Consider the following 13,425-nt stretch of genomic DNA (forward strand, 5'->3'; position numbering starts at 1 on the left):
CTTGGGTTTGAAGAAAAAGACGGCGCGCCGAGACCTGCTCGGCGCGCCGCCCTTGGCTCAGCTGTGTTCAGGACTCCGGATTTCGGCCTTGCGCAGGACGAACCGGCAGATGGCCGGCAGCACGAACAGGGTCAGGGCCGTGGCCGTGATCAGGCCGCCGATGACGACGGTGGCCAGCGGGCGCTGGACCTCCGCGCCGGTGCCCGTCGCCAGCGCCATGGGCACGAAGCCCAGGGACGCGACGAGGCCGGTCATCATCACCGGCCGCAGGCGTTCCATGGCCCCGTCGATGATCGCCTTCTCCAGCGCCATGCCGGTGGCCAGGCGCTGTCGGATGGCCGTCATCATCACCAGGCCGTTCAGCACCGCCACGCCCGAGAGCGCGATGAAGCCGACGGCGGCCGAGACCGAGAACGGGATGCCCCGCAGCGCCAGGCCAAACACCCCACCGGCCAAGGCCAGCGGAATGGCCGAGAACACGGCCGCGGCCGGCGCGATGCCACCCAAGGCCATATAGAGCAGGCCGAAGATCAGCAGGAAGCAGAGCGGGACCACGAGCGCCAGGCGGCCTTGGGCAGCCTTAAGGTTCTCGTACTGACCACCCCAGACCAGCCAGGAGCCGGCCGGCAGCTTGACCTGCGCATCGACCTTCTGCTGGGCCTGCGTGACGAACGAGCCCAGGTCCGCGCCGCGAACATTGGACTGGACGACGACGCGACGCTTGCCGTTCTCGCGGCTGACCTGGTTGAGGCCTTCCGAATAGGAGAACTTGGCCACGTCGCGCAGCGGCACAGATGCGCGGGCCCCGCCACCGGCCCGTTCCGGCAGCATCACCGGCAGGGCGCCGACGGCGTCCAGGTCGTTGCGGCTGGCGTCCGGCAGGCGGACCACCACGTCGAAGCGGCGGTCGCCCTGGAAGACCAGGCCGGCCTCGCGACCGCCCATGGCCACGGCCAGGGTGTCGGCGACCTCTTCGACCGTCAGGCCCAGGCGGCCGATGGCGTCGCGGTCGAGCTGAACGTCGAGGGTCGGGAAGCCGAGAGGTCTGCTCGACCTTGACGTCCGCCGCGCCCTTCACCGTCCGCAGGACCGTGGCGATCTCCTCGGCCGTTCGGCTCATGGCATCGAGATCGTCGCCATAGACCTTGATGGCCACATCGCCGCGCACACCGGCGATCAGCTCGTTGAAGCGCATCTGGATCGGCTGGCTGAACTCGTAGGCGTTGCCCGTCAGGCCTTCCAGCTTGCTCTCGATACGGCCGATCAGCTCGGCCTTGGTCTCACCCTTGTTGGGCCATTCCTTCTGGGGTTTGAGGATAATGAAGGCGTCCGAGGCGTTGGGCGGCATGGGGTCGCTGGCGACCTCGGCCGTGCCGGTCTTGGAGTAGACGAAGGCCACTTCGGGGAAGCCTGCCACGACGCGCTCGATCCGCCGCTGCATGCGCAGAGACTGTTCCAGCGAGGTCGACGGGATGCGCAGGGCCTGGACGGCCATGTCCTTCTCGTCGAGCTGAGGCGTGAACTCCCGGCCCAGGAACCCGAAGGTCACTGCGGCGACGACGAAGATGCCGGCCGCCGCGCCAATCACAGGCCAGGGCTTGGCCACGACCTTGCGCAGGGCCGGTTCGTAGCGGGACTTGGTCCAACGGACCGGCGCGACTTCCTTCTCGGCCACCTTGCCGTTGATCAAGATGGCGATCATGGCCGGGATGAAGGTCAGCGACAGCACGAAGGCGCCGGCCAGGGCCAGCATCACGGTGATGGCCATCGGCGAGAAGGTCTTGCCCTCGACACCGGTGAAGGTCAGCAGCGGGGCGTAGACCAACAGGATGATCGCCTGGCCATAGACGGTGGGCGAGATCATCTCGCGGGCGGCTTCACGGGTTTCGCCAAGACGCTCCGACAGGGTCAGGAGACGGCCCTCGTGGTGCTGGCGCTCGGCCAGGCGCCGCAGGGCGTTCTCGACGATGATGACGGCGCCGTCGACGATCAGGCCAAAGTCCAGCGCGCCCAGGCTCATCAGATTGCCCGAGACGCCAAGCTTGTTCATGCCGATCGCGGTGATCAGCATCGACAGCGGGATGACCAGGGCCGTGATCAGGGCGGCGCGGAAGTTACCCAGCAGCAGGAACAGCACCACGATGACCAGCAGCGCGCCTTCGGTCAGGTTCTTCTCGACCGTCTTGATGGTCGCGCCGACCAGCTTGGAGCGGTCGTAGACCACCTGGACCTTGATGCCGGGCGGCAGGCTCTTGGTGACCTCGGCCAGCTTCTCGGCCGAGGCGCCGGCCACGGTGCGGCTGTTTTCGCCGGTCAGCATCAGGACGGTGCCGACCACGACCTCCTCGCCATTCTCCGAGGCCGCGCCGGTGCGCAAGGCGCCGCCGAGCTTGACCACGGCGACGTCGCGGACGCGGATCGAAACGCCTTCGCGCGCGGCGACCGTGGCGTTGGCGATCTCGTCGACCGTGCGCACGCGGGCGTCGGCGCGGACGAGGAAGGCTTCCCCGCCCTTCTCGACGAAGTTGGCGCCGACCGCGAGGTTAGCCGCCTCCAGGGCCTTGGCCAGGTCGTTGAACGACACGCCCAGCGAGGCCATGCGCACAGCGTCCGGCTGGACGATGAACTGCTTTTCGAAGCCGCCGATGGAGTCGACGCCGGCCACGCCCGCGACCGAACGCATCTGGGGCCGCACGATCCAGTCTTGCACTTCGCGCAGGAAGGCCGCCTGGGCTGTGGAATCCGACAGTCGCTCGCCCGTAGAGGTCAGGTAGGTTCCATCGCTTTGCCAACCGGGGCGCCGTCGGTGACCTCGGCGCCCTTCCCGCCCGGATGCTCGTAGGCCACGGTCCACATCAGGACCTCGCCGAGACCCGACGAGATTGGGCCCATGGCCGGTTCGGCGCCGGCGGGCAGACTTTGGCGCACCTGGGTCAGGCGCTCGGCCACCTGCTGGCGGGCGAAGTAGATGTCGGTCTTTTCCTTGAAGACGATGGTGACCTGGGAAAAGCCGTTGCGTGAGATCGAGCGGGTCGACTCCAGACCGGGGATGCCGGCCATGGCCGTCTCCACCGGGAAGGTGACGAGCTTTTCCACCTCGGCCGGGGCCAGGGTCCCCGAGACGGTGTTGATCTGCACCTGCTTGTTGGTGATGTCGGGCACTGCGTCGATCGGCAGGCGCACGAGGTTGTAGACGCCCAGGGCCGCGACCAGCGTGACCAGAGCGATGACCGCCCAGCGGAAGCGAACGGAAAGGTCGAGGATGCGGCCGATCATCGGGCCACCTCGCCGGTTTCCATGGCGTGTGGTTTGGCGGCGTAGCGGACCTGCAGCCTGGTCACCGACGCCCGCTGCACCAGCGGCAAGGTCGCCTCGTAGCGAGCCGGTTCGCGATCCATGCGCTGGGGACTGAGCGCGGCCAGGCGTGTGGGCACGGTGATGGCCCAGTGACCGTCAGGATCGTAGGCGCTGATGTCGAGGTGAGCGGTGACAGGTGGCAGGCTTGCACCAGACGCGCGCCGGATCAGGCCAAAGACACGCAGACCGCTTGCGGTGTCGCGCGCCGAGGCAGTGATGATCTCGACCTCCCGACCGCCGAGGCGGTCGATGGTCACGCTATCCTTGGCCACGGCGGCCGAGGCGGTGAAGCTCGCGGCCAGGGCGGCCACGGCGAGGATGACCTTAGTCCTCATGGCTCGCCTCCCCCTTGCCGAGTTCGGCCTTGAGCAGGAAGGCGCCTTTGCCGGCGATCTGCTCGCCGGCGCGCACGCCCGAGAGGATCTCGACGTGACCGCCGCCGCGGCGGCCCACCCGGACCGGGCGCGGCTCGAAGCCCTCCTTGGTGCGGACGAAGACGACCTCCGCGCCATTGACCGTCTGGACGGCTTCATCGGGTGCGGAGATGCGACCCTCTGGGCCGGCGGCCGGACCGCGCGGGGTGATCCGCGCGCGCAGGGCCTGGCCGGGTGTCAACATCGGAGCGCGGCCGCTGACGGCCAGCACGGCGGTAGCCGAGCGGTTCTCGGCGTCCAAGGCTGGCGTGATGCTGCGCACCGTGGCGTTCACCGAGCCGCTGGCGGTCTCCAGGATGGCCGTGTCGCCTGGCTTGACGCGCTGGGCGTCGGCGACCGGCAGGGCCGCCTGGATCTCGATGCGGCCCGGGTCGGCGACGCGGAAGAGTTCGGAACCGGCCGTGACATAGGCGCCGAGCGTGGCGCTAGCGGCGGTGATCCGGCCGGAGATCGGGCTGGTGACCGCCAACGTACGACCGTTGCCGCTGACGCCGGCGGCGGCGCTGGCGCCGCTGGCGCGGCGCAACTCCGACTCGGCGATGGCCGCCTCGCGCTGGGCGGCTTCGAGGTCCTGGCGAGCGGTGATCTTGGCGTCGAACAGGCGCTGCTCGCGGACCAGGGCCTGGCGGGCGGCAGCGGCCTTGGCGGCCGCGGTGCTACGGTCGGCGCTGATGGCCGCGGCGTCGCGGCTTTCTATGGCGGCGATCACTTCACCGGCGGCGACGGGGTCCCCCAGGCGCTTGTTGATGCGGACGATAGCCCCGTCGGCGCGGGCCGCCAGGATCGCCGCGCCGTTGGGCGTGGCCACCACGGTGGCCTGGGCCGAAACGGCGGCGTCGAGGCCGCCGCCGGTGAGGGTCAACAGTTGGATGCCATCGGAGACGATGCGATCGGCGGTCATGCCCACGTGGGGCTTTTCGCCGGCGTGGTCTTCCTTGGCCTCGGCCGCGGGGGCGTCCTTGGCCGGCGAAGACAGCAGGGACTTGCCGACCAGCGCGCCGACGCCAGCGGCCAGCAGGCTACTGACCGCCACGGCCGTCAGCAGGGTCTTTCGATCGTTGGATTTCATGGTGAGCTTTCCTATTGGGCGGCGGCGCGTTCGAGCGCGGCCAGCGCCTTGGCGCGGTCGAGACGCGCGGCGATGAGTTCGGTGCGGGCGGTCGTCAGGGCGGCTTGCGCGTCTAGGACTTCGAGCAGCGAGAATTTCCCCGCCTCGAAGCCGCCTCGCGCCAGGTCGACGGCGGTCTGGGCCTGGGGCACGACCTTGCTGTCGAGCACTTCCAGCCTGGCGGTGGCGGCGCGCAATGCCGCCTCCCCGTCCCGAACGGCCCGAACCGAGCGCGCCAGGGCCAGGCGTTCGCGCGCCTCGGCCGCGGTGGCGTCCGCGCGGGCGGCCGCGACGGTACCCTGGTTGCGGTTGGAGATTGGGATCGGGGCGGTAAAGCCGACGATCATCGCCGAGTCCCCGGTCTGCTCGAACCGCCGAACCCCGGCCTGGACGGTGAGGTCCGGACGACCAGCGGCGCGTTCGCGATCGATCACCGCCCGGGCGGTCTCCAGCTGGGCGCGCGCTTGGCGCACATCCAGGGTTTCGCCGGGATCGATCGTGGCCATCACCGGCGTCGCCGGCTGCGGGGACCGCACCAGCTCGATGGTCTCGGCCGCATCGCCCCAGAGGGTTACTAGAGCGCGGCGCGCGGCTGCGGCCTCGGCCTCGGCGGCAATGACGGCGGCGGCGGCCTCACGGCTGGCCGCCTCAGCCCGCAACGCCCGCAGGGGCGGCTCGCGACCGGCTTCGACCAACGTGCCGGCGACCTTGGAAAGGCCTTCGGCGCGGGTGGCCGTCTCTCGGGCCAGGGCCAGACGATCCTGCGCCGCGAGGGCTTCGGCATAACGGACGCTGACTTCTTGGGTGAGGTCGGCCTTGGCGATGACGAAGCCGATCCGGGCGGCGTCGACCTCGGCGTTGGCGGCGGCGGCGCGGGTGCGACGCTTGCCGCCCAGCTCCAGGCGCTGGCTGATGGTGGCCGTGGTTTCGGCTGCGCCGAAGCGGCCATAGGGGCCCGAACCGGCGAAGTTCTCCGATTGGAGGCCGGCTTCAGGGTTTGGCATCAGGTCGGCTTGGCGAGCGCGGCCCTCAGCCGCTTTCACCGAGGCTTCGGCTGCCGTGACAAGCGGTGACTGGGTCTGGGCGCGCATGATAGCGGCGTCCAGGGTGAGCGGCTCAGCGAGCGCGCGCGAAAGCGCGCCGCTGCCGGCAAGCGCCAGGACCGCGCCGAAAATGGCGGCGGACCGAGCATAGCGGGAATGCATGAGAGGTCCCTATGTGAGAACTGACGAAGGCGATTACGCGCGCGAGGGCGCGGCCAGGGTCAGGCTCGAGGGGGCTCGTTGGGGCCGTCCGGCATGCGCGAGAGCGGCATGTGGGGCGGCGCTGGAGTCAGGCGGATGCGCGTGACGGAGACGTAGGTCTGCCCGGCCGTGGCGAGCCCGATCAGCGACGGAGAATGATGGCAATGGCCAATCCCGCAGACCTCGCCGTCGGCCAGGTCTGCGGGATCCTGGTCATTGGCCTGGGCAAAGGTCGTGGCCTCGGCGACGGCGCTCGTCTTCTTGCTCGACAGGGAGTCGGCCGAGCATAAGCCTGAACGCAATGATGGCGCAGCTACGGCGAGCACCAGCAGGCACGCTAGAAGCGCTCCCGTCCAGGTTTTCAGCCATGTCGCCACATCGAACATGTAAGGGCCTATAGCGTCCGTGATGCGTCGAGGAAATACGTTACAAGATACACTTGGCGTGGCGCATCAGCGCGGCAGTGAGAGTTAGATCCGAGTTCGCGGACGGGCCCGTGTCACCGCTCGCAGCGGCGTGCTGGTGGTCACGTATTTCGAAAGAGCGTCCAGGCGGAAGCTATAGATTCTGATCAACTTTTCGCGCTCGGCCTTAAACTTGAACTGCAGCGCCGCTAGGCCGGTTATCTTGTTGGTGTGGCGAAGCAGCGTGCCGCGCGCGCTGCGCTCCAGGTGGAAGTATTCATACGATCGCGCGAAGAATGGACCGGACTGGAAGGCGATCTCCTCGCCTGGCGCCATGCCAATGACCCGAGCCCTGACCCTCAGACGCTTTTCCGGATTGGAGCCGATACGGATGTAGACGCTGGCGCCCCGAATGGGGACGCCGTCGATTTCCCAATGAGGATGCCAACGCGGGTAGCCACCGAACTCCGACAAGGTTCGCCAGACCTTAGTGGGGGGGGCGGCGATATCGATCTCAGATTCAATGATCATGGGCGGCCTTTCGTCGCCATCTCGCTTGAGCTCGATGCAGCCGAGACAGGCTGCGGGCACGGACGGTTGGTGGAAAGCGTACAGACCCGAAACTGCTCGCCTGACATGACCGGGCCGGGGGTCGGCAGGTCGAAGAAAATGCAATGGCGCTCGCGCCCACGCAGGCCCCACAGGACACGCGTCGCCGTGCTGATGACGTTTCCACCCGCGTCAAGACGATCCGCTCGGATGATCCGCGGCGAGGATCCTATGGACCGTCGACAGATCGCGCCATGGAAACGGACCCCCTCACCTTCGGCGATGGCGCGGACCGACTCAAGTGCGAAGCCCCGCTGAGTGTTGAGCACGATGGGCTTTTCGATCGTGTCTGCAGTAGCCCCGCCCGAAAAGGCCAGGATCAGAAGCCCAATTCCTTTTCCGCCTAGGTGGCGCAAGTGTTGTCGGTTCATGTTCGATGCTCCAGGTCGATCGCCAAAACCCCAATCGACATGACGAGCAGAAGCATCGCCGCAGCCAGGGCCATTATCGCACGGCGGGCCGATCGGCGGGCCCAGTCCGACGCTTCGGTGCGAGGTTCTTCGCCATTCATGCCTGGCGGTCCTTGTAGGCGAGCAACCGCAGCGCGTTGGCCACCACCAGAAGGGTCGAGCCCTCGTGGAAGATCACCGCCTCGCCGATCTTCAGGCCAAACAGGGTCGCTGGGATCAGCACCGCGACCATGCCCAGGCTGACCCACAGGTTCTGGCGGATGATGGCGCTGGTCTTGCGGCTAAGGCCCACGGCGAACGGCAGATGGGTCAGGTCATCGGCCATCAGCGCGACGTCGGCGGTTTCCAGCGCCACGTCCGAGCCGGCCGCGCCCATGGCGATGCCGACGGTGGCGTTGGCCATGGCCGGGGCGTCATTGACCCCGTCGCCGACCATCGCGGCCTTGCCGTAGTGCTGGCGCAGGGCCTTGATGGTCTCGACCTTGTCCTCCGGCATCAGGCCGCCGCGGGCTTCGTCGAGACCCAGATCACGGGCGATCGCATCGGCGACCGACTGGTTGTCGCCCGACAGCATGATCATGCGGGTGATCCCCAGCGAGCGAAGGCGAACGATAACGTCGCGGGCCGCGGGGCGGGCGGTGTCCATCAGGCCCAGCACGCCGAGAAAACGATCACCGTAGCGGACGACGACCACTGTCCGGCCGCGCGCTTCAAGGCGCTTGGCATCGCTCCAGACCGATACGGGCAGGTCTTTCTGGTCGCCTTCGAATAGGCCCGGCTTGCCGATCACGACGTCCTTGCCATCGACCTGGGCCTGGATGCCCTGCCCTGTCAGGCTCTTGACGTTGGTGGCTTCACGATGGGCCTGGCCGATCAGCTTGGCCTCCCCGTCGCGCACCACGGCGGCCGCCAGCGGGTGGTCGCTGAGCGCCTCGACGGCCACGGCGATGGCGAGCAGCTCGGCCTCATCGACGCCTTCGGCAGGGACGATATCGGTCAGCTTGGGCTTGCCCTCGGTTAGGGTGCCGGTCTTGTCGAAGGCCAGAGCGGTCAGCGTTCCGAGATTTTCCAGGGGACCGCCGCCCTTGACCAGGACGCCGCCGCGCCCTGCCCGGGCCACGCCACTGAGCACGGCGCTGGGCACCGAAATGGCCAGGGCGCAGGGGCTAGCGGCTACCAGGACCGCCATGGCGCGGTAGAAGCTGCGGCTGAACGGCTCGTCGAGCACCAGGAAGGCCAGCATCAGGGTCGCGACCAGCACCAGCACGGCCGGCACGAAGACCTTCTCGAACCGGTCGGTAAAGCGCTGGGTGGGCGAACGCTGGGCCTCGGCCTCGGCGACCATGCGCACGACGCGGGCCAGGGTGCTCTCGCCGGCCTTGCGGGCCACGCGGATGTCGAGCGCGCCCGCGCCATTGATGGTGCCGGCGAAGACCCGGTACTCGGCGCTGGCCTTGGCGAAGTCGAGGTCGCGATCGGCGCTGGCGCGCTTGTCGACCGGCACGCTTTCGCCGGTGACCGGGGCCTGGTTGACGCTGCTGTCGCCGGCTACGACGACGCCGTCGGCGGCGATGCGCTCGTTGGGCCGCACCAGGATGATGTCGCCGATCTCCAGGGCCTCGACGGCGACGTCCTCTGTCTTGCCGTCGCGGCGAACCGTGGCCCGCTCGGGGGCCAGCTTGGCCAGGGCTTCGATCGCCCGGCGGGCCCGGCCCATGGCGTAATGCTCCAGGGAATGACCCATGCTGAATAGGAAGAGGAGAAGCGCGCCTTCCGCCCATTGCCCCAGGGCCGCGGCCCCGGCGGCGGCCACCAGCATCAAGGTATCGATCTCGAACTTGCGCTTGCGCAGGTTTTCGATCGCCTCGGTCAGGGTGAACCAACCGCCGAACACGTAGGCGGCCATATAGAAGGCCAGCGGGATCCAGCCATCGGCCTTGAGGCTGATGAGCCAGCCGACCAGCAGGGTCGCGCCGCACAGCAGGGCGAAGATCAGTTCGGTTCGCTCGCCGAAAAGCCCACCATGGGCGTGGCCGTGGCCGCCCTCCCCTTCACCGTGCTTGTGGTCGTCATTCGGGCCATGATCGTGGCCCTTATGATCGTGCGCAGACTTGCTGGTCATAATGCTCGCTCCTACCGGTGCGGCTCGACGTGATGGCCGCCGTAGCGAAGGACCTCGACCTTCTCGAAGGTGACCAGGCCGATGTCCTTGAGGTCGTCGAGCTTGGTCAGGAACTCGCGCAGGCGGGCTTCCTCATCGACGAACTCGATGACCACGGGCAGGTTGTCGTTGAAGTCGAGCGGGCGCGGCTCGTGCATGCGTGCGGATTCACCGAACCCCTTGCGGCCGCGCAGGACCGTGGCGCCGGCCAGACGCGCGGTCTGGGCGCGCTGGACGATGACGTCCATCAGGGAGCGATCGCCGACCAGGGCGTTTTCGTCGGTGTAGATGCGGAGCAGGACGGCTTGTCCGGGGGTTTGCATAGGCGTCTCCTCTTGATGATTACGGCCCGTGAGAGCTGTTCGCTCGGGACGGTTGAAGGTGATGCGCCGGCGCGACGCTGTGGGGGCTGAGGGGCCGCGCCGGCGCCCCGGCTAGTGCGTCGTGCTCAAATCCGACGCGGCCGGTCCCTCGTCTGGGGTCTTCCGACCAGACCCCAGTTGGAGGATGAGTTTGGCGATGGCGGGCAGGACCAGCAGGGTCACGGCGGTGGCCGTGATCAGGCCGCCGATGACCACCATGGCCAGGGGCTTTTGGACCTCGGCGCCGGTGCCGCTGGCCAGGGCCATCGGGATGAAGCCGATGGCCGGCACCAGGCCCGTCATCAGGACCGGGCGGAAGCGTTCGACCGAGCCCTCATAGATCGCCTGGGCGACGGGCACGCCGGCGTCGAGCCGCTCTCGGACGCTGGTCATAACGACCAGGCCGTTGAGGACGGCCACGCCGGCCAGCACGATGAAGCCGACCGCGGCTGAGATCGAGAACGTGATCCCGGTCAGGGCCAGGGCGAACACGCCGCCGGATAGTCCCAGCGGAATGGCCGCGAACACCGAGGCTGCCGGCCCGAAACCGCCCAGCGCCATGTAGAGCACCAGGAAGATCAGCGCGAAGCACAGCGGCACGACGATCGACAGGCGCTGGGTGGCGGCCTTCAGGTTCTCGAACTGGCCGCCCCAGGTCAGCCAGTAGCCGGTCGGCAGCTGGACGGCGTCGACCTTGCTGCGGGCTTCGGTGACGAACGAGCCGATGTCGCGGCCACGAACGTTGACCTGGATAACCACCCGGCGCTTGCCGTCTTCGCGGCTGATCTGGTTCAGACCATCCGAGAAGCGGAACTGCACCAGCTCCCGCAGCGGCACCGACCGTTGCAGGCCGTTCTCGCCGGCCGGCAGCATGACCGGTAGAGCGCCCAGGGCATCGAGGTCGTTGCGCTGGGTCATCGGCACGCGGACGGTGATGTCGAAGCGGCGATCACCCTCGAAGACGTCGCCGGCCTGGCGACCGCCCATGGCCGTGGCCACGGTGTCGGCCACCTGGTCGATGCTGAGCCCAAAGCGGGCGATGGCGGCGCGGTCGAACTTGACGTCCAGGGTCGGGGCCCCGCCGACCTGTTCGACACGGACACCCTCGGCGCCTTGGATCGACTGCAGGACCGCGCCGATCTTGGCGGCCGTGGCGCTCATCTTGTCCAGATCGTCGCCGTAGAGCTTGATGGCGACGTCGCCACGCACGCCGGCGATCAGCTCGTTGAAGCGCATCTGGATCGGCTGGGTGACTTCGAAGCTGTTGCCCAGCAACGGCGAGACCTTGCCCTCGATGCGCTCGACGACCTTGGCCTTGTTGGCGACGTCCTTGGGCCACTCCTTCTGGGGCTTCAGGATAATGAAGCCGTCCGAGGCGTTGGGCGGCATCGGGTCGGTGGCGACCTCGGCCGTGCCGGTCTTGGAGAACATCATCTCCACTTCGGGCAGGGACGAGACGCTCTTTTCGACCTGGCGCTGCATGGTCAGCGACTGTTCCAGGGCCGTCGACGGGATCTTCAGCGAGCCCATGGCGACGTTCTTTTCGTCGAGCTGCGGGATGAACTCCTGGCCCAGCGTCGTGTAGACCACGCCAGCGACCAGGAAGAGCGCCACCGCGCCGCCGATGAACGGCCAGGGGCGATCGACCACGCGCTTGAGGACGGGTTCATAGCGCTGCCGGGAGACAGCGATCAGCTTGACCTCTTTTTCCGAGACCTTGCCGCGCATCAGGATGGCGACAAGGGCCGGGACGAAGGTCAGCGACAGGATGAAGGCTGCGCCCAGGGCCAGCATGATGGTGATGGCCATCGGCGAGAAGGTCTTGCCTTCCACGCCGGTGAAGGTCAGCAGCGGAGCGAAGACCAGGAAGATGATCGCCTGGCCGAAGACGGTCGGACGGATCATTTCCTGGGCCGCGCGAAGCACGGTCTCCAGGCGTTCGGGCAGACGCAGCAGCCGGCCTTCGTGGTGCTGGCGCTCGGCCAGCCGTAGCAGACAGTTTTCGATAATGATGACGGTGCCGTCGACGATCAGGCCGAAGTCCAGCGCCCCCAGGCTCATCAGGTTGCCCGGCACCTTCAGCTCGTTCATGCCGATGGCCATCATCACGAAGGACAGCGGGATGATCAGCACGGCGATGAAGGCGGCGCGGACGTTGCCGAGCAGCAGGAAGAGGGTCGCGGCGACCAGGATGGCGCCTTCGGTCAGGTTGCGTTCGACGGTCTTGATGGTGGCGTTGACCAGCACCGATCGGTCGAGCGCGGTGGTGATGACCACGCCGTTCGGCAAGGCCTTGCGAACATCGACCAGCTTGTCGCCGACCGACTTGGCCACCGAGCGGCTGTTCTCGCCGATCAGCATCAGGGCGGTGCCGACGACCACTTCTTCGCCGTTCTTGCTGGCCGCGCCGGTGCGCAGGTCGCCGCCGACCCGCACGGTGGCGACGTCCTTGACGGCGACGGGTACGGTGCGACGGGTGGCGATGATGGCGTTCTGGATCTCGTCGAGCGTGCGAACCCGCGCGTCGGCCCGGACCAGATAGGCCTCGCCGGCGCGCTGGATGAAGTTGGCCCCGACCGAGAGGTTGGCCCCTTCCAGGGCCTTGGCCAGGTCGGTGTAGGAGACGCCGTAGGCCACGAGCTTGGCCGGGTCGGGTTCGACCACGTACTGCTTCTGGAAGCCGCCGATGGAGTCCACGCCGGCCACCCCCTTGACGGTGCGCAGTTGCGGACGAACGACCCAGTCCTGGATGGTGCGCAAGTACGCGCCCTGCGAGGTGGCGTCGGTGAGGCGCTCGCCTTCCGGCGTCAGATAGGCGCCGTCACTCTGCCAGCCGGTCTGGCCGTCACGCACCTTGGCGCCCTTGCCGCCCGGATTGGCGTACTCCACCGAGTACATGTAAACCTCGCCCAGACCCGTCGTGACGGGCCCGATCTGCGGCTGGATCCCAGCGGGCAGGCTGTCGCCGGCCTGGGTCAGACGCTCGGCCACCTGCTGGCGGGCGAAGTAGAGGTTGGTCTTCTCCGAGAAGATCGCGGTGACCTGCGAGAAGCCATTGCGCGAGATCGAGCGGGTGGTCTCCAGGCCCGGGATGCCGGCCAGGGCCGTTTCCACTGGGAAGGTCACCCGCTTTTCGATTTCGACCGGCGAAAGCGCGCCGGCCACGGTGTTGATCTGCACCTGTTTGTTGGTGATGTCGGGAACGGCGTCGATGGGCAACTTGGTCAGCTGCCATGTGCCGAGGGCGGCGATGATGACGGTGAGAAGCAGGACGTACCAACGCCCCTTCACCGACATCGAGAGTAAGCGACCGATCATTTCGGCGTGTCTCCGGAC

Annotated in this window: 9 protein-coding genes and 1 pseudogene; all 10 read right to left on the reverse strand. The window is 68.0% G+C overall.

All coding sequences use genetic code 11. The features are described from left to right. Nucleotides 1-57 precede the first annotated feature (57 nt). Nucleotides 58-3,276 (reverse strand): annotated as a pseudogene (locus tag ACHMW8_RS01090) (efflux RND transporter permease subunit). Beyond that, nucleotides 3,273-3,692, reverse strand: coding sequence for a hypothetical protein (locus tag ACHMW8_RS01095; RefSeq protein WP_062099738.1), 420 nt, complete (start codon nucleotides 3,690-3,692; stop codon nucleotides 3,273-3,275). Before ACHMW8_RS01095 ends, ACHMW8_RS01090 begins: the two are co-directional and overlap by 4 nt. After that, nucleotides 3,682-4,860, reverse strand: a complete 1,179-nt coding sequence (locus tag ACHMW8_RS01100; protein ID WP_062099737.1) for an efflux RND transporter periplasmic adaptor subunit — start codon at nucleotides 4,858-4,860, stop codon at nucleotides 3,682-3,684. Before ACHMW8_RS01100 ends, ACHMW8_RS01095 begins: the two co-directional genes overlap by 11 nt. Before the next feature lie 11 nt (nucleotides 4,861-4,871). After that, complete coding sequence (locus tag ACHMW8_RS01105; protein WP_066683571.1) at nucleotides 4,872-6,104, reverse strand: TolC family protein; 1,233 nt, start codon at nucleotides 6,102-6,104, stop codon at nucleotides 4,872-4,874. Nucleotides 6,105-6,163: 59 nt separating this feature from the next. Beyond that, nucleotides 6,164-6,529: a hypothetical protein gene (locus ACHMW8_RS01110; RefSeq protein ID WP_062095847.1), complete on the reverse strand. Its 366-nt coding sequence runs from the start codon at nucleotides 6,527-6,529 to the stop codon at nucleotides 6,164-6,166. 84 nt (nucleotides 6,530-6,613) lie between these two features. Beyond that, nucleotides 6,614-7,078 carry an SRPBCC family protein gene (locus ACHMW8_RS01115; RefSeq protein WP_062095849.1) on the reverse strand — a complete coding sequence of 155 codons (465 nt, stop codon included), beginning with the start codon at nucleotides 7,076-7,078 and terminating at the stop codon, nucleotides 6,614-6,616. Next, nucleotides 7,075-7,527, reverse strand: coding sequence for a hypothetical protein (locus ACHMW8_RS01120; RefSeq protein WP_137803453.1), 453 nt, complete (start codon nucleotides 7,525-7,527; stop codon nucleotides 7,075-7,077). The genes ACHMW8_RS01115 and ACHMW8_RS01120 overlap by 4 nt, the downstream gene beginning before the upstream one ends. 136 nt (nucleotides 7,528-7,663) lie before the next feature. After that, nucleotides 7,664-9,688, reverse strand: coding sequence for a heavy metal translocating P-type ATPase (locus tag ACHMW8_RS01125; protein ID WP_062095850.1), 2,025 nt, complete (start codon nucleotides 9,686-9,688; stop codon nucleotides 7,664-7,666). Between the two features lie 11 nt (nucleotides 9,689-9,699). Continuing rightward, nucleotides 9,700-10,050, reverse strand: coding sequence for a DUF190 domain-containing protein (locus ACHMW8_RS01130; protein ID WP_004616671.1), 351 nt, complete (start codon nucleotides 10,048-10,050; stop codon nucleotides 9,700-9,702). 111 nt (nucleotides 10,051-10,161) lie between these two features. Further along, entirely contained in the window at nucleotides 10,162-13,407 is a 3,246-nt protein-coding gene (locus ACHMW8_RS01135) for an efflux RND transporter permease subunit (protein WP_062095852.1), read from the reverse strand. Nucleotides 13,408-13,425: the final 18 nt, after the last annotated feature.

It is taken from the genome of Caulobacter sp. UC70_42 (genome assembly GCF_044056025.1).
Lineage (GTDB): Bacteria > Pseudomonadota > Alphaproteobacteria > Caulobacterales > Caulobacteraceae > Caulobacter.

What these genes read in the sequence shown, in the direction of transcription:
- ACHMW8_RS01095 (WP_062099738.1), bottom strand. Translation starts at nt 3,692, where the DNA reads ATGAGGACTAAGGTCATCCTCGCCGTGGCCGCCCTGGCCGCGAGCTTC.
- ACHMW8_RS01100 (WP_062099737.1), bottom strand. Translation starts at nt 4,860, where the DNA reads ATGAAATCCAACGATCGAAAGACCCTGCTGACGGCCGTGGCGGTCAGT.
- ACHMW8_RS01105 (WP_066683571.1), bottom strand. Translation starts at nt 6,104, where the DNA reads ATGCATTCCCGCTATGCTCGGTCCGCCGCCATTTTCGGCGCGGTCCTG.
- ACHMW8_RS01110 (WP_062095847.1), bottom strand. Translation starts at nt 6,529, where the DNA reads ATGTTCGATGTGGCGACATGGCTGAAAACCTGGACGGGAGCGCTTCTA.
- ACHMW8_RS01115 (WP_062095849.1), bottom strand. Translation starts at nt 7,078, where the DNA reads ATGATCATTGAATCTGAGATCGATATCGCCGCCCCCCCCACTAAGGTC.
- ACHMW8_RS01120 (WP_137803453.1), bottom strand. Translation starts at nt 7,527, where the DNA reads ATGAACCGACAACACTTGCGCCACCTAGGCGGAAAAGGAATTGGGCTT.
- ACHMW8_RS01125 (WP_062095850.1), bottom strand. Translation starts at nt 9,688, where the DNA reads ATGACCAGCAAGTCTGCGCACGATCATAAGGGCCACGATCATGGCCCG.
- ACHMW8_RS01130 (WP_004616671.1), bottom strand. Translation starts at nt 10,050, where the DNA reads ATGCAAACCCCCGGACAAGCCGTCCTGCTCCGCATCTACACCGACGAA.
- ACHMW8_RS01135 (WP_062095852.1), bottom strand. Translation starts at nt 13,407, where the DNA reads ATGATCGGTCGCTTACTCTCGATGTCGGTGAAGGGGCGTTGGTACGTC.